Source organism: Rhodanobacter sp. FDAARGOS 1247, from assembly GCF_016889805.1.
Taxonomy (GTDB): Bacteria; Pseudomonadota; Gammaproteobacteria; order Xanthomonadales; family Rhodanobacteraceae; genus Rhodanobacter.
On sequence record NZ_CP069535.1, the window covers coordinates 2,619,112 to 2,635,580 of the forward strand.

The 16,469-nt window shown below is 67.6% G+C and carries 13 protein-coding genes; 7 read left to right on the plus strand and 6 right to left on the minus strand.

What is annotated here, in order from left to right; translation table 11 throughout:
- Together iolC and I6J77_RS12090 are read right to left on the minus strand one after the other, a co-directional pair.
- Positions 1-1,938 carry a 5-dehydro-2-deoxygluconokinase gene (iolC, locus tag I6J77_RS12085; protein ID WP_204109185.1) on the minus strand — a complete coding sequence of 646 codons (1,938 nt, stop codon included), beginning with the start codon at positions 1,936-1,938 and terminating at the stop codon, positions 1-3.
- An 87-nt stretch (positions 1,939-2,025) separates the two neighbouring features.
- A complete protein-coding gene (locus tag I6J77_RS12090; protein ID WP_056716346.1) occupies positions 2,026-2,916 on the minus strand; it encodes a MurR/RpiR family transcriptional regulator in 891 nt (296 codons plus the stop codon).
- Between the two features lie 146 nt (positions 2,917-3,062).
- Here I6J77_RS12090 and iolG (I6J77_RS12095) point away from each other — a divergent pair, with 146 nt between their 5' ends.
- Positions 3,063-4,046: an inositol 2-dehydrogenase gene (iolG, locus tag I6J77_RS12095; protein WP_204109186.1), complete on the plus strand. Its 984-nt coding sequence runs from the start codon at positions 3,063-3,065 to the stop codon at positions 4,044-4,046.
- 13 nt (positions 4,047-4,059) lie between these two features.
- The gene (iolG, locus tag I6J77_RS12100) at positions 4,060-5,037 is read left to right on the plus strand and encodes an inositol 2-dehydrogenase (protein WP_204109187.1); all 978 of its coding nucleotides are present in this window, start codon (positions 4,060-4,062) and stop codon (positions 5,035-5,037) included.
- Between the two features lie 57 nt (positions 5,038-5,094).
- Here the strand turns inward: iolG (I6J77_RS12100) and I6J77_RS12105 are convergent, their stop codons facing one another.
- Together I6J77_RS12105 and I6J77_RS12110 are read right to left on the minus strand one after the other, a co-directional pair.
- Positions 5,095-6,414: a histidine-type phosphatase gene (locus I6J77_RS12105; protein ID WP_204109188.1), complete on the minus strand. Its 1,320-nt coding sequence runs from the start codon at positions 6,412-6,414 to the stop codon at positions 5,095-5,097.
- A gap of 103 nt (positions 6,415-6,517) precedes the next feature.
- Entirely contained in the window at positions 6,518-8,923 is a 2,406-nt protein-coding gene (locus tag I6J77_RS12110; protein ID WP_204109189.1) for a TonB-dependent siderophore receptor, read from the minus strand.
- A gap of 258 nt (positions 8,924-9,181) precedes the next feature.
- Between I6J77_RS12110 and I6J77_RS12115 the strand changes: the two genes are divergently transcribed.
- From I6J77_RS12115 to I6J77_RS12135, 5 genes are all read left to right on the plus strand, one after another.
- Positions 9,182-11,242, plus strand: coding sequence for a phytase (locus I6J77_RS12115; protein WP_204109190.1), 2,061 nt, complete (start codon positions 9,182-9,184; stop codon positions 11,240-11,242).
- A gap of 98 nt (positions 11,243-11,340) precedes the next feature.
- Positions 11,341-11,631 carry a hypothetical protein gene (locus tag I6J77_RS12120; RefSeq protein ID WP_056716359.1) on the plus strand — a complete coding sequence of 97 codons (291 nt, stop codon included), beginning with the start codon at positions 11,341-11,343 and terminating at the stop codon, positions 11,629-11,631.
- Positions 11,628-12,404 (plus strand): biotin/lipoate A/B protein ligase family protein, encoded by a 777-nt coding sequence (locus I6J77_RS12125; RefSeq protein WP_204109191.1) that lies wholly within the window; start codon positions 11,628-11,630, stop codon positions 12,402-12,404. Before I6J77_RS12120 ends, I6J77_RS12125 begins: the two co-directional genes overlap by 4 nt.
- A 100-nt stretch (positions 12,405-12,504) precedes the next feature.
- A complete protein-coding gene (locus I6J77_RS12130; protein WP_204109192.1) occupies positions 12,505-13,887 on the plus strand; it encodes a pitrilysin family protein in 1,383 nt (460 codons plus the stop codon).
- A 20-nt stretch (positions 13,888-13,907) separates the two neighbouring features.
- A complete protein-coding gene (locus I6J77_RS12135; RefSeq protein ID WP_204109193.1) occupies positions 13,908-15,314 on the plus strand; it encodes a pitrilysin family protein in 1,407 nt (468 codons plus the stop codon).
- Between the two features lie 249 nt (positions 15,315-15,563).
- On the opposite strand, the gene I6J77_RS12140 is transcribed toward I6J77_RS12135, so the two are convergent.
- Together I6J77_RS12140 and I6J77_RS12145 are read right to left on the minus strand one after the other, a co-directional pair.
- Positions 15,564-15,959, minus strand: a complete 396-nt coding sequence (locus I6J77_RS12140; protein ID WP_204109194.1) for an NUDIX domain-containing protein — start codon at positions 15,957-15,959, stop codon at positions 15,564-15,566.
- A complete protein-coding gene (locus tag I6J77_RS12145; protein WP_056767711.1) occupies positions 15,956-16,444 on the minus strand; it encodes an 8-oxo-dGTP diphosphatase in 489 nt (162 codons plus the stop codon). Before I6J77_RS12145 ends, I6J77_RS12140 begins: the two co-directional genes overlap by 4 nt.
- Between the last annotated feature and the right edge of the window lie 25 nt (positions 16,445-16,469).

Consider the following 16,469-nt stretch of genomic DNA (forward strand, 5'->3'; position numbering starts at 1 on the left):
TCACACCGCCTCGCTGCGGCAGGCCAGAGCCGCTGCGCGGGCCTCGCGCCACGCTTCGACCAGCACGGCGAAGCGCGCGCAGAGATCGGCGATCGCCGCCTCGTCATCGAAGCTGCCGGACAACCAGCGTGCCGCGGCATCCGCGAAAATCGTGCGCCCCACCGCGAAGCCCTTGACGATGGGACTGGCCGCGGCGCTGCGGAACGAATCGGCGAGCACTTCGCTGGGCGCCTGCAGACCCAGCAGCAGGACGCCGTGGCAAAGCGGATCGTTGCGTCGAATGGCGCGCTCGATATGGCCCCAGGTGGCGCCGTCGGCGGCCGGTTCGAGTTTCCACCAGTCCGGTTTCATGCCCCGATCATAGAGACACTGGATCGCCCGCGCCGCGGTGTACTGGTCGACCGGTCCATGGCGCGAGGCGATCACTTCCAGCAGCAGCTCGTGGCGGGTCTTGCGGCAGGCGTCCTGCAGGCGCAGCAGCTGGCGTTCCTGCTGTTCGCACAACTCGCGCGGGTCGTCCGGGTGATAGAACACCAGGCACTTCACCACGTGGTTGTACGGCCAGGTGGCCAGCTCGGTGGCCACGTCGGCGGAGCTTTCGAACACCAGCGGGCGCGAACCGGGCAGCTCGATCGGACGGCCGATCCAGTACGGACGATCGGCGGCGGCTTCCAGCGCGCGCATGCCGTAGCGGCCATCCAGCAACACGCCGAAACGGTCGTCGCCACGCGCCAGCCGGTCGACCGCCTGCAACACCAGCGCCTTGAACGCGGGGATGCGGGCCGGGTCCGCCCCGGTCTCGCGGCAGATGTCCTCGAACTGGCTGCGATGATCGACCGCCAGCACGGTGAGGTCCTCGTGCACGCGGGCCCGCGTGGTCGCCCAGTGCAGCTGTTCCAGCGCGGCATCGTCGCGCAGCCGGAACGGTCGTTCGCCGCCACCGAGGAATGCCTGCAGTTCGTCCCAGGTCGGCATCGCGGGCGCGCAGCCGTGGCGCGAGACCACGATGGCGCCGCAGGCGTTGGCGTATTCGCAACACGTCGACAACGGCTCGTCGCGCAGCCAGCCGCGCAGGAAGCCGGCCATGAATGCATCGCCGGCGCCCAGCACGTTGAATACCTCGACCTGGAAACCGCGGCCGACCACGCCGTCGTCGAGGCGGTCGGGGATCGCGGCGGGGAACGCCGAGCAACCCAGCGCGCCGCGCTTGCACACCAGCAACGCGTCGCTGCGCGCGCGGATCGCCCGCAGCGCGGCGATGGTGTCGGTGCTGCCGCCGAGGATGTGGATCTCCTCCTCGGTGCCCACGATCAGGTCGCACAGCGGCAGCACCTGCTGCAGCCGCGCGGTGACTTCGGCGTCGGCGACGAAGCGGTTCTCGCCCATGTCCCTGCCGGTCAGCCCCCACAGCACGGGCCGGTAATCGATGTCGAACACCACCCTGGCGCCGGCGGCGCGGGCCAGTTCGCAGGCGTGCACGGAGGCGTCGAACACGTTCGGCCGCGACAGGTGCGTGCCGTTGATCAGCACGGAGCGCGCGGACTGCACCAGCTCCACGTCGATGTCCGATACGCCCAGCGCCATGTCGGCGCAGTTCTCGCGATAGAAGATCAGCGGGAACGTGTCCGGGTCGCGGATGCCCAGGAAGACCAGCGCGGTGAGCCGCTCGCGGTCGGTGACCAAGCCATCGACGCAGACGCCTTCGCGCCGCAGCTGCTCGTGGATGAAGCGGCCGAAATGATCGGCGCCCACGCGGGTGACCAGGGCGCTGCGCAAGCCGAGTCGCGAGGCGCCGACGGCGGTGTTGGTCGGACTGCCGCCGATGTACTTCGCGAAAGAGGTCATGTCCTCCAGGCGACCACCGGTCTGCTCGCCGTACAAGTCGATGCAGGATCGTCCGATGGTTACAAGGTCAAGCTGACGCTTTGCCCCTTCCATATGCACTTCTCTCACGGGTCTCCGGCGCCCACCGCTCCGGATGCACGTAATATATATTCTATTTTCTATTTTTTAGCAACAGATGTTTCATTTCTTGGCGGACCTGGAAGACGGCAGCCGCGAACTGTTGCGCCGGGGCGTGCTGCTGGCGAAGGCGTAGGAGATCACCAGCGCCTGGGCCAGGCACATGGAAGCGGACAGCGAGCGGAACTTGCGCACTTCGGCCTCGCGCACCTGCAGCACCACGGTGGCGGGCTTGGCCACCGGGCTGACCAGGCTGTCGCTGATCGACAGCACCTTGCAGTGGTTCTCCGCAGCGGCATCGATCATCTGCACCGCCTCTTCCGCATACGGGTGGTAGCTCACCGCGATCAGCAGGTCGCGGCGGGTGATCGCGTGGATCTGCTGGCGGGTCATGCCGCCGATGCTGTCGATGAAGACGGTCTTCTTGTCCACCTGGTGCAGCGAGTAGGCCAGGTAGGCGGCGACCGGGAAGGAACGGCGGAAGCCGGCCACGTAGACGGTGTCGGCCTCCTCGATCAGTTTCACCGCGGCCGCCAGGTTCTTGCGGCCCACCGCGTCGGCGAGGTTGTGCAGGGCCAGCACGTTGCCCTCGACGAACTCGGCCAGCACCTGCACCGGGTCGCCCACCGACTTGCCGTCGACGTTCTGGCTGAACTGCCGCACGCGCTCGCCGTAACCCAGCGCGGCGTTGCCCGACAGCAGGCCGTCACGGAACAGCCGCTGCATCTGGCTGGCGCCCTCGAAGCCGAACGACTTGGCGAAGCGCACGATCGCCGACGGCTGCACGCTGCAGCGCTCGGCCAGCACGGCCAGCGTTTCCAGCGCCACCGCGTTGGGTTCGTCGAGCACGTAGCGGGCGATCTGCTGCAGGCGTTTGCTGAGCGATTCGTAGCGATCGAGGATGGCGGAGCGCAGTTCTTCGGCGCTGGCGGGCGGCACGTCCATTTCGACCATGGGGCTTTCCTTCGTGTTTCGCCGGGCTGCACGCGCAACACCGGCCTTTGTTGAAATATGGCGCAACTTTCCAGAAATTCTATTACACTCAAAAACAGAATATCAGTTCTATTTTTTTCGGCAACTCAGCTCGGGGGAGTCTACTCTTGGACAGAATCGACGTTGTCTTGATCGGCGCGGGCCGCATGGGCCAGGTGCACGGGCCCAATGCCGCCCGTCACCCGGGCCTGCGCCTGAAGTACGTGGTGGATCCCCGCGTCGAGGCCGCGGGCTTCGCCGCCCTGCACGGCGCCAGCATGGTCAGCCTGGAACAGGCGCTGGCCGATCCCTCGATCGGCGGCGTGCTGATCTGCAGCTCGACCGACCAGCACCTGGGCCACGCGCTGGCGGCGGTCGAGGCGGGCAAGGCGGTGTTCTGCGAGAAGCCGATCGATCTGGATCTGGAAAAGGTGCGGGCGGCGCAGTCGCGCTTCGCCGGCGCCCGCTTCCTGCTCGGCTTCAACCGGCGCTTCGATCCGCAGTTTGCGCGACTGAAGCAGCAGCTGGACGCGGGCGCGATCGGCCGGTTGGAAACCCTGCACCTGGTCAACCACGACCCGGCCTCGCCGCCGGCGGGCTTCATTCCCACCAGCGGCGGCCTGTTCAAGGACTTCACCATCCACGACCTGGACATGGCGCGCTGGCTGATGGGCGAGGAGCCGGTCGAAGTGTTCGCCAGCGCCAGTTGCCTGGTCGACCCGGAGATCGGCCGCCAGGGCGACGTCGACACCGCCCGCTGCGTGCTGAAGACCGCCAGCGGCCGGCTGTGCGTGATCTCCAACACGCGCCGCAGCGGTTACGGTTACGACCAGCGCATCGAGGCGTTCGGCTCGACCGGCATGATCCGCGCCGACAACGTGGCGCAGGACACCGTGCACACGCTGACCGAGGCCGGCAGCTGCGGTGCGCCGATCATGCCCGCCTTCGCCGAGCGCTACCGCGAGGCCTATCGCGCCCAGATCGACCACTTCGCCGACGTGGTGCACGGCCGTGCCGTTTCGCGCACCGATTATGCCGACGGCGTGGCCGCGCTGATCCTGGCCGAGGCCTGCGCATGGTCCGCGCAGCACGAACAAGTCTTCACCCTCTGAGCGAGACACGATCATGCACAAAGTCGTCATAGTCGGAGCCGGCCGCATCGGTCGCATCCATGCCCGCAACGCCGCCCTGCATCCACGCATCGAACTGGCCGGCGTGATCGACGCGATCGACGCGTCGGCGCAGGCGCTTGCCGCGGAGTGGAATGCCCCGGTCACCACCCTCGACGCCGCGCTGGCCGATGCATCGGTCCGCGGCGTGATCATCGCCAGCTCCACCGACACCCACCTGGACTACTGCGTGCGCGCTGCCGCCGCCGGCAAGGCGATCTTCTGCGAGAAACCCATCGACCAGGACCTGGCCCGCGCCCGCGGCGCGGCGGCGAAGCTGTCCGGCGCCAACCTGCTGCTGGCCTTCAACCGGCGTTTCGATCCGAACTTCCGGGCATTGAAGGCGCGCCTGGACAGCGGCCGGATCGGCACGATCGAAAGCCTGCAGATCACCTCGAACGATCCCGCGCCGCCGCCGCCGTCCTACGTCGCCGTGTCCGGCGGCCTGTTCAAGGACATGGCGATCCACGACTTCGACATGGCCCGCTGGCTGCTCGGCGAGGAACCGGTCCAGGTCTATGCCGCCGGCAGTTGCCTGGTCGACCCGGTGATCGGCGAACTGGGCGACGTGGACACCGCGCGCACGCTGCTGAAAACCGCCTCGGGCAGGCTCTGCGTGATCTCCAACAGCCGCCGCAGCGGTTTCGGCTACGACCAGCGCATCGAGGCCTTCGCCTCCGGCGGCATGGTGCGGGCGGACAACGTGCTGGAGAGCACCACCCAGGTCTGCACCGAGGCCGGCGTCGCCAGCGACCGCCTGCAGAATTTCTTTCTCGACCGCTACGCCGAGGCCTATCGCAGCGAGATGGAGCACTTCGCCGACATGCTGGACGGCACGCGTGCCGCGGTCGGCTATGCCGACGGCGTGGCGGCGCTGGCGCTGGCCGAGGCGGCCAGTGAATCGGTACGCTCGGGCGCGCCGGTCAGGCTCTGAATGAAGCGATGGCGGCGACCATCACGGTCGCCGCCATCATGTTCCAGGCGGTCTTGATCAGGGCAGCACGGGGCGGCGCAGCACCGGGACCAGCTTGTCCTTCACGATCTTCTCGAAATCCGCCAGCGGGCAGCGCTCCGCGCACCCCGGAATCGGGATGTACTGGTACGAGGCCGGATTGCCGGCGTCGAGCTTCTGCAGCTCGCGCACCTGGTCCATCGTCTGCGAGCGGTAGAACGCACGGACGAACTGCGCGCCCGACGGATCGGCCAGCACCTCGAAACCGATCGCGCCGCCCGGCGGCGGATCGTCGCTGGGATAGCTGGGCACCTGCCAGTGCAGGTCGAGCATGCCGCCCAGGTCGGCAATGTTGGTGTCGTGCCCCACCAGCACCGTCAGCTTCGCGCCGTGCTCCACCGCCGCCAGCATGCGTGCGGCCAATGGCGTGGCGGCGCGGGCCGCCACGTAGGGCGCGCGGCCTTCGTAGCGGAATTTCAGCGCGTGGAATTTCAGCAGGGTGGAAATCTGCTCACGGGTGAGGTGCCCCCAGGCGACGTCCTTCATCGGCTTCCCTTCGAGGTATTCGAGCAGGAAGGTCTGGCTGGCGGTGGAGGCGACGCCGAACGGATTGCCCACGCCGGGGCGATCACCGTCCTTGTGCTCCAGCCCGGCCGGCATCTTCGAGATGTCGCAAGCTGCGGCGGGCGCGCAGCCCATCGCCTGGTTGAGCAGGGCGAACAACGGCGCCTGCGCCTGCACTTCCGCCGCCATGCCACCGGCGGGCATCAGCGCCTGCACGGCCTTCAGCGCGGCATCGGCATCGATCGCCACCGCCCGCGTATCCAGCGGATGGAATTCCACGTCGTCGCGCTTGTCGGCCGGGAACGCGACGTTGATGCCGCAATCGGGAGCCATGCCTTCGACCAGCGCCCGTGCGGTGGCCTGGGTGCGCGACTTCGCGCTGGCGGCGACCTCGACGTCTCCGTTCGCCGGACAGCCGGTGGCCGGCAGCAGGCCGCGGGCGGCCCAGTTGATGCGATCCCACTGGCCGAGCAGGCGCACCGCGTCGCGGCCGTGCCCGGTCAGCTCGCCGAAGTCGACGTCCCATTGCGGCCACGGCGACGGGTTGGTGCCGGCCGGTGTGACCTGCTGCTTGGTCGGCGGCCTGACGCCGTGGCGCATCAGCATCACCACCCGTTGCAGCTTCAGCTCGACTGGCTGCGCGACGGCCGATGTCGCGGCCGACGCCGGCGTGGACGACTGCGCGTCCGATGCGCGCGTGCACCCGCCCATGCTCATCGAGAACACCGCCAGCGGAATGCCGGCGAGCAGCCTCAGCGCAAGCGCGGATGAATTTCTGGAGTGCTTCAGTTGCATGTTCATTGCTCCTCGCAAACCGGACCTTGCCATGTTGCTCAAAAAAACGGCGATCCCGGGGAGAGGATCGCCGCCAGACACCGTGGGGACGGAATTCGAAGGCTCAGAACACGGCGCGCAGCGTGAGCGACCAGCGTGGCGACGAGCACTCGCGCTCGAGCTCCATGAAGTCGACGTTGTACGCCCGGTTGTTGGCCATCATCTCGGTGGCGTCGTCACCGGCGAAATCCTGTTCCAGCTGTTCGCTGCACGAGTCGAGCAGGTTGTTGCCGGTCAGGCGCAGCACGAACGACTTGCCGAGGCGCTTTTCCAGGAACACCTCCAGATTGCCGCCGTAGCTGGTGCTCTGCATTTCGCCGGGCGAATTGTGCTGGTAGGACGGCCCCTGCTTCTGGTAGCTGGCGCCGAAGCTGGCCTTCCACGCGGGAATGTCCTGGGTCACGCCGACGTTGTAGACGAACGACGGCTGGTCGTCGACGGTCACGTCGCGGCCGGTGATCGGGTTGAGCCGCTTGGAGAACAGCCGGGTGTAGTTGCCGAAGATGCCGGTGTTGGGCATGCCCAGCGCGCTCAGCGGCATCGACATGTCGAACTCCACGCCGCGGACCTTGGCGCTGCCGATGTTCTGGAACGTGTACAGGCCACCGGGGAAATCGTCCGGGTCCTGGCCGGCATCGGTGACCGGTCGCGTGGTGCGGACCATGCCGATCAGGTCGGAGATGTTGCGCTGGAACAGGTTGACGCCAACGATGCCGCTCTTGCCGATGCTGTGCTCGTAACCCAGGTCGAAGCCCAGCGAGCGCTCCATCTTCAGGTCCGGGTTGCCGATCGTCACGTCCCACTCGCCCGGCGATTCCAGGGTCACCGACGGCACCAGCTGCTCGACGCTGGGACGACGCACGGTGCGCGCCACGCTGAAACGCAGCTGGTCGGCATCGGTCAGTTTCCACTGCAGGTGCGACGACGGGTTGAGCATGAACTCGTGGCTGTCGGCGTGACCGGTGGTCTGCGCGTCCTGCACGTAGTTGACGTAGTTGGTGGTGACGTAGTCCTGCTTCGTCCGGGTCTTTTCGCCGCGCACGCCGGTAGTGAGGGTGAACGTCGGGCTGAATTCCCAGTCCACCGTGGCGTAGGTGTCGAAGCGGTCTTCCTTGTAATCGAACCGCCCTTCGGTGCCCTTCTGGGTCGACTTGCTCAGGCCCGAGAGCTCCGATTCGGTATAGGTGCGGTCCTTGTTCTTGACCTGCACGCCCACCTTCAGCGTCGCCGCGTCGAGACCCATCGAGCTGGCAAGATCCGGCATGCGCCGCGTGATGGAGGCATCGGCCATCCAGTTCTTGTCATCGGCCGCCGTGCCCTTGTTCTTGTCCCGGGTATCCGGCGTGTCCTTGAAGTAGTGCTTGACCTCGCTGCCCTTGGTGCTGTTGCGGCCCAGGTAGGCCTCGAAATCGGTGCGGTCGTTGAACGAGGTGTTGAACAGCGCGGACAGGCCGTAGCTGTCCTCGTCGATCGGCGTGTTCTCGAACTTCAGTTCCGGATTGGCCAGGTCGAGGCCGCCGACGCTGCCATCGCCCTCGTAGGTCCGGGTGTTCTCGTATTCGGTGCGGCGGGTCTTGATCGCGAAGGCATCCAGCCGCAGGCTGGAGACATCGGACATGCGCCAGGTCACGTCGCCGTTGAAGGACAAGTCCTTCGACTCGCGCTCGTCGCCCTGCTCTTCGCGCCCGGTCGCCCGCGACTTGCTGATGTCGTCCCAGCTCTGCAGGCCGCGACCGTTGCTGCCGGCGGCTACCGCATCGCTGAAGCCGACCGTGTCGCCGTCGACCACTTCCTGGATCGCATGCTTCTCGTTGAAGCGCTTCTGCGCATCCACGGTCAGCGAATAGAACACCGTGTTCGCGTCGTTGCGGCCGGACCAGGACACGGCCGCATTCGGGCGGATCCGGCCGGTCTTCTTGTCCCAGGTTTCGCCGACGCGGACGATGACGCCGGGCGGCAAGGTCGCGCCGTCCTTGAGGATGATGTTGATGGTGCCGCCCACGCCCTGGCTGTCGAAGTCGGCCGATGGCGAACGGACGATCTCGATGCGATCGATGATCTCGGCGGGGATGCGGTCGACGGCGACCGAACGGTCATTGCCGATGCCGGGCACGGCGCGGCCGTTGACCAGGATCTGCGTATAGCCGTTGCCCAGGCCGCGCATTTCCGGCGCCACCGATTCACCGACGTCGCCGACGAAGGCCACGCCCGGTACGCGACGCAGCTGGTCGCCCACCGAGACCGGCTCGAACTTGGCGAAGAACTGCTGGTCGTAGACCAGCACCGGCGCCGGCACATCGATGTGGCTGCGATAACCGATGTTGCCGGTGACCACCATCGCCTGCAGGTCGATGGCCTCCTGCTTCTTCTTGTCATCCGCCTGCGCGGCGGCCTGATCGCCACCGCCAGCCTGGACGCCCGTAGCCGGCTGGGCGGCCTCCTGCGCAAACACCAGGCTCGGCGTAGCCAAGGCGCAACCGCTCAACAGTAGTGCCGCCTGCAACGCATTTCGACGAAAAGTGTGCATGGATCATCTACCCCCAAAGATTTGGCCACCCTCCCCTGCGACCCCCGCGGCGAAGTGCTGGCAATCCGAGAATACGAACAAACATTCTAAAATGCAACACGTTTAGAATGTTTCGTGCAAAAAAGTTTTTGATGCCGTATGGTGGCCGCACGACAGCCAAGACACCGCGCGGGCGCAGCGGCCATCCGAGGAGAAAGGGGAATGAAAACACTGCTTCTTTACAGCGTCGCGACATCGCTTGCCCTGCTGCCGGCAACCGGAACCGGCAAGTCCGCCGCACGCGACGCCGCCGCGCCGGTGGTGCAGGCAAGCCTGCAGACCCAGGCCACCAGGAGCGGCAAGACCGACGCCAGCGTGATCGTCACCGGCACATCGCCTTCGGCGGTGCCACACGTGGTCGCCACCGCGGCGCTGGGCGGGCTGGAGGTCTATGGCGTCGATGGCCAGCGCCAGGCCAGCGTGCCCGCCGGCGAAGTGGCCGGTGTCGATGTCAGCTACGACTTTCCGATCGCGGGCAGGCCGCGCACGGTGCTTGCCGCGGTCGACGCCACCGGCAACCGCCTGCGCCTGTTCACCATGGACGGCGGCGTGCCGGTCGAAGCGGGCGCACGCGCGATCCCGCTCGGCTTCGCGGTCGAAGGCGTGTGCCTGTTCCGCCAGCGGCTGGACGACGCGCTCTACGCCGTTGCGGTGGGCGACGGCGGCGAAGTGGATCAGCAGATGATCTACGCCACCGCCGAGGGCAAGCTCGATGCACGCCAGGTGCGGCGGATCAGCCTTCCCTCCAAGCTGAAGCAGTGCACTGCCGACGGCGACGGCAACCTGTATGTCGCCGAGCAGGCCGTCGGCATCTGGCACCTCGACGGCAATCCCGAGGCCGACCTGTCCGCCACCCTGGTCGATGCGCCGCGACTGGGCCACCTCGGCAAGAAGGTCGAAGGCGTGGCCTTGTACGACGGCGGCAAGGGCAGCCGGTGGCTGCTCGCCGCGGACACCTCCGAAGGACGCATCAATCTCTACGACCGCGCCGATCACGATGCCTACCTGGGCAGCTTCGCCGTCACGGCACAGGGCAAGCCGCTGGACGGTCCCGGCCCGCTGTTCGCCACCAGCGTGGCGCTGGGCGCGAAGCTTCCCCACGGCGTGCTGCTGATCAGCGACGAGGACGGCGGTGCCAACCACAAGGGCGTGTCGATGGCCGACGTCGCCCGCGCGCTCAAGCTGCAGCCGGGCACGCCGCAGGACCCGCGCGCAGCGGCGAAGCCGCCATTGGCAACCGTCACCGCCCTGGTGGAAACCGTGCCGGTGGCGAGCTTCGGCGACGCGGCCGACGACCCGGCGATCTGGGCGCATCCCACCGATCCGGCAAAAAGCCTGATCGTGGCCACCGACAAGAAAGCCGGCATGTTCGTCTACGACATGCAGGGCAAGGTGGTGCAGTTCCGTCCCGACGGCAAGATGAACAACACCGACCTGCGCGACGGCTTTCCGCTGGGCGGCGACAAGGTGACCCTGGTCACCGCCAGCGACCGCACGCACAAGTCGGTGGCGATCTACCGGCTCGATCCCGACCGGCGCGAACTGGTGGACGTCGCCGACGGCGTGCAGGCCACCGGCATGGCCGATCCCTACGGCCTGTGCATGTATCGCAGCCCGAAGAGCGCGAAGACCTACGTGTTCATCAACACCGGCGACGGCCTGATGCGCCAGTGGGAATTGCTCGACGCCGGCAACGGCCGCGTGCGCATCAAGCAGGTGCGCGAGTTCCGCATGGCCAGCCAGGCCGAGGGCTGCGTCGCCGACGATGCCAGCGGCGCGCTCTACGTCGGCGAGGAAGACGTGGCCTTGTGGAAGATGGACGCCGAACCGGATGGCGGCAACGCGATGACGGCGATCGACCGCGTCGCCGACAACAAGGCGATCAGGGACGACCTCGAAGGCGTCGGCATCTACGACCTGGGCGGCGGCCGCGGCTACATCGTGGTTTCCAGCCAGGGCAACAACACCTATGCGGTGTACCGCCGCGAGGGCGATCATGCCTACCTGGGTTCGTTCGCCGTGGTGGCCGATGGTGCCCGCGGCATCGACGGCATCTCCGAGACCGACGGTCTGGAGGTCACCAGCCGCAACCTCGGCCCCGGCTTCGAGCACGGCGCGATGATCGCCCAGGACGGCCGCAACGTGCTGCCCACGCAGAACCAGAACTACAAATACGTTCCCTGGGAGTCGATCGCCCGGGCGCTGAAGCTGGAAATGCGCTGAAACTCACAAAGACGGCGGCCTGAGGCCGCCGTCTTTGGCATCGGTGCCGCCAACGAGGCAAACTGCGCGTCTGTCCAGACGACACGCGGAACGCGCCCATGCACGGCGAATACAAGATGCCCGGCGGCAAGCTGGTGGTGATCGACTTGGAGTTGCATGGCGATCACCTGGCCAAGGTGCAGCTGAGCGGCGACTTCTTCCTGGAGCCGGACGGCGCGCTCGACCTCATCAATCGCGCGCTGGAAGGCCAGCCCGCGGCGGCCACGGAAGCGGAACTGGCCCGCGCCATCGCCGGCCCGCTCGACAGTGACGTGATGATGTACGGCATTTCGCCCGAGGCGATCGCGGTCGCCGTGCGCCGCGCCCTGCACAAGGAATCTGCAGCATGATCCGCACCGACTGGCGCGACCACGACTGGCAGCTGATCCACACCACGCCGCAATCGCCCACCCTGCACATGGCGCTGGACGACGTGCTGACCCACGAGGTCGGCGCGGGCCGCCGCGCACCCACCCTGCGCATCTGGGAATGGGCTTCGCCCGCGGTGGTGATCGGTCGTTTCCAGTCGCTGCGCAACGAGGTCGACGCCGAAGCGGCGCAGCGTCACGGCATCGAGGTGGTGCGCCGGGTTTCCGGCGGCGGCGCGATGTTCATCGAGCCCGGCAACACCATCACCTATTCGATCTACGCGCCGAAGTCGCTGGTCAAGGACCTGTCGTTCCAGGAGGCCTATGCCTTCCTCGACGAATGGGTGCTCGAAGCGCTGGCCGAGCTGGGCATCAAGGCCTGGTACCAGCCGCTCAACGACATCACCTCCGAAGGTGGCAAGATCGCCGGCGCGGCCCAGGTGCATCGCGGCGGCGCGGTGCTGCACCACGTCACCATGGCCTACGACATCGACGCGGCGAAGATGCTGGACGTGCTGCGCATCGGCCGCGAGAAACTGTCCGACAAGGGCACCACCAGCGCGGCCAAGCGGGTCGATCCGCTGCGCAGCCAGACCGGCCTGCCCCGCGAGGCGGTGATCGAGCACATGATCGCCACCTTCCGCCGACTGCACGGCCTCGGCGACGGCATGCTGCGGATGGATGAACTGACCCAGGCCGAGACCCTGGCGCAGTCCAAGTTCGGCAGCCGCGAATGGACGGCCGACGTGGCCTGAGCAGCTGCGCGGCAGGACCATACCTGCCATTCGTCACTTGTCAGCCGCGGTTCGCGAGGCAGAGGATCGGGCTTCCGTTCGCGCTGACAAGGAGAAGTAGATGCGTGCTTCACGACTATCCGTCCTGGTCGCCGGGCTCTGCCTGGCCTTCGCCGCCCACGCCGCCGACACCGACACCTGGAAGCTCCCGGTCGCGGTGAAGAAGCTCGACAACGGCCTCACCGTGGTGGTCTCCGAAGACCACAGCTCGCCCACCGTCGGCATCAGCATGGTCTACCACGTCGGCATGCGGCTGGAGCCGCAGAATCGCACCGGCTTCGCCCACCTGTTCGAGCACCTGATGTTCGAGGGCACGCCGGACGCGCCCAAGGGCACCTTCGAGCGGGTGATCCAGGGTGGCGGCGGCGTGTTCAACGGCTCCACCCGCGCCGACTACACCAACTACATCGCGTCGGCACCCTCGTCGGCGCTGGCGCCGATCCTGTGGATGGAGGCCGACCGCATGAAGTCGCTGGACTTCAGCGCGAAGAACCTCGCCAACCAGCAGAACGTGGTGAAGGAGGAGATCCGCGTCAACGTGAAGAACCAGCCCTATGGCCTGTTCTACTGGACCGATCTCAACCGTCTCGCGTTCGACAAGTGGGCCAACAACCACGACGGCTACGGCTCGTTCAAGGACCTGGACCACGCCAGCATAGCCGACGTGAAGACCTTCCACGACACCTTCTACCAGCCGGCCAATGCGGTGCTCGGCATCGCCGGCGACGTCACCCCGGCGCAGGCCTTCGCGCTGGCGCAGAAATACTTCGGCCAGCTGCCCGCCCGTGCGTTGCCGCGGCGTCCCGACGTCACCGAGCCGCTGAACACCAAGCCGCGCCACGAAGAGCAGACCGACGCGCTGGCCAAGGTGCCGGCGCTGGCGATCGGCTGGAAGATGCCCGCCCGCGGCAGCAAGGACCAGGTGCCGATGATGGTGCTGTCGCAGCTGCTGGTGGGCGACGATGCCTCACGCTTCTACCAGGGCCTGGTCAAGGGCCGCGAGCTGCTGCTCAACATCAACGGCGGCGTGAACTTCCCGCTCGGCGACGGCAGCGACTACGCCGGTCCGACCCTGCTGGGACTGTTCGCGCTGTACAAGCCCAACGCCACGCCGGACCAGGTGCTGGCCGCGATCGACGAGGAGATCAGCAAGGTCGCCAGCGACGGCGTCGACGACGCCACCCTGGCGCGGCTGAAGACCAAGATGCTGTCGGACTGGTATGGCGGGCTGGAGTCCTTCCTCGGCCGCGCCGACACGCTGGCCAAGCTGCAGACCTTGTGGGGTGACGCCAACGTGGCCAACCGGATGCCGGGCTGGATCGAGGCGGTGAGTTCGGATGACATCAGGCGCGTGGCCCGCGCCTATCTCACCGACGCCAACCGCAGCGTGATCGTGCGCCGCCCGGCGGCTGCTGCCGCTCCCGCCACCAAGACCGCCAAGTGAGGACCGCCATGAAGACGAACATGACATTCAGGACGCTCGCCATCGCGCTTGGCCTGGCACTGGCCGGCATGGCGCAGGCCTCCACCACTGCGCTGCCGAAGGACCTGCCCGCCTACGGCCCGGACAAGCCGCTGCCGGTGCCGCAGATCGCCCAGCGCACCCTGCCGAACGGGCTCACCGTGTGGGTGGTGCCGCGCGAGGGCCTGCCCAAGGTCAACGTGGCGCTGTCCGTGCTCGGCGGCACCGCGGCCGACGATGCCGCCACGCCGGCGATGTCGCAGATGATGGCGCGCCTGCTCGACGAAGGCACCGCCAGCCGCAGCTCGCGCGACATCGCCGAGGCGCTGCAGGCGATCGGCGGCGACTACGGCGCCGGCGCCGACGACGATGCGATCGGCATCCGCGCCAGCGCGCTGGCCTCGCACGCCTCACAGTTGCTGGCGCTGGTGGCGGACACCGCGCTGCATCCCAGCTTCCCCGCCAACGAAGTCGCCCTGGCGAAAGCCAATGCGCTGCAGGGCCTGAAGGTGCAGGAAGCCGACCCGGACTGGCAGGCAGGCCGTGCTTTCAGCCACGCGGTCTACGGCGATCATCCGTACGCGCGGGATTCGCTGGTCGAAGCCACCGTGCAGGCCACTTCCAGCGACTCGCTGCGCGCGCTGCACGACGCCCGCTTCCGGCCCGATCGTGCCCTGCTGGTGATCGTCGGGCGCATCGACGCGGACGCGGCGTTCAAGCTGGCCGAACAGCAGTTCGGCAGCTGGAAGGCCGACGGCAAGGCCCTGCCCGACACTGCGCCGGCACCGCGTGAAGCAGCGCCCCAGCGGCTGCTGGTATCGCGCGACGGCGCCGTGCAGAGCAACATCCGTTATGGCCGTCCAGCCGTCCCCGCCAGCGACCCGGACTACATCCCGCTGACCGTGGCCAACACCATCCTGGGCGGCGGCTTCACCAGCCGCATCACCCAGGACATCCGCGAGGACAAGGGCTACTCGTACAGTCCGTGGTCGCGCTTCAGCGCCAGCCGCGTGGGCGGCAGCACGGTGGCCACCGTCGACGTGCGCAACGAGGTCACTGGCGCCACCCTGGCCGAACTGTCCAGGCTGTTCGACAGCATGGCCAGCCAGCCGGCCAGTGCGGAAGAACTCAACGGCGCCAAGCGCCTGGTCGGCGGCATCTACCTGCTGCGCAACCAGATCCAGGGCTCGCTGACCGGCACGCTGGCGAACTACTGGGTGGACGGCCTGCCGCCGAGTTTCCTCGGCAGCTACGTGGCCGAGGCGAACAAGGTCACCGCCGCGCAGGTGCAGGCGATGGGCCGCAAGTATTTCGCCGCGAAGGACCAGAGCATCGTGATCGTGGGCGATCCCAAGGCGATCGATGCGCAGCTGAAGCCATACGGGACGTTTGCGGCGTTCAAGCCCTGAAAAGCGACCCCACCCCAACCCTCCCCTGCACGCAGGGGAGGGAGCAAGGACGCGCATTCGCGCTCATCTCCTGCATGACAGGGCAGGAGCAAAACCGCACGCTCGATCCCTCCCCCTGCGCAGCAGGGGGAGGTCAGGAGGGGGTGGCTTTTGACTTTGCGGCGAAGAGCGGCCCCACCCCGGCCCTTCCCTGCACGCAGGAGAGGGAGCAAGGCTGCGCGCCAGGCTTTACCCATACAAGAAGCAGGCTCACAACAGCGGCAGGATGTGCTCGCGGCTGAGCTGGGCTACCGGCACGTCGGGCTGGGCCGGATCGATCCAGCGCAGTTCGGCGATCTCGGCCTGGGCCGTAATCGTGCCGCGCACTGCCACCGCGTAGACGGCCGCCTCGACCACGTGGCCCGGCTCGTTCGCCGCCGGCGCGCGGCAATGGCACAGCAGGCGGGCCGAGTCGCGCAGCAGTTCGCAACCCAGTTCCTCGCGCAGCTCGCGAGCCAGTGTGGCCAGTTCGTCGAGATCGTCCGGATCGCGCTTGCCGCCGGGCTGCTGGAACACCGTGGCGCCGTGCTTGCGCACCAGCAGGCTGCGCCCCGCCGCATCGCGGATCACTGCAGCGACAATGCGGATGACCGGTTCCGCACTCACAGCCGCGTGTACGACCACGACTGCATGCGACCGTCCTTGTATGGCATCACGCCGTGGAACGGGCGCGGGTCGGCGTCGAACACCAGCGGCAGGAAGTGGCGGTCGCCTTCCCACATCGGCAGGGTCAGCAGGCGCTCCAGCGCGACCCATTCCAGGGTGCCTTCGGGATTGACCATGAACGGCGTGCCCGCGTAGCGGTCGATCACGAAGATGAAGCCGAGCCAGTCCTCGCCCTGCTTGCCGAAGCCGGGCCAGTTCAGCGTGCCGCGCAACTGCATCGACTCGCAGGTGATGCCGGCCTCCTCCAGGATCTCGCGCTGCATGCAGGCGGCGATGTCCTCGCCCGGTTCCATCTTGCCGCCCAGGCCGTTGTACTTGCCCAGGTGCTGGTCGTCCGGGCGGGCGTTGCGATGGATCATCAGCACTTCGCTGCGATCGGGCGACAACACGTAACCGAGGGTTGCCACTATCGGCGTATAGGGCATGGGCGGGCACCGGGGAAAAGCGCAA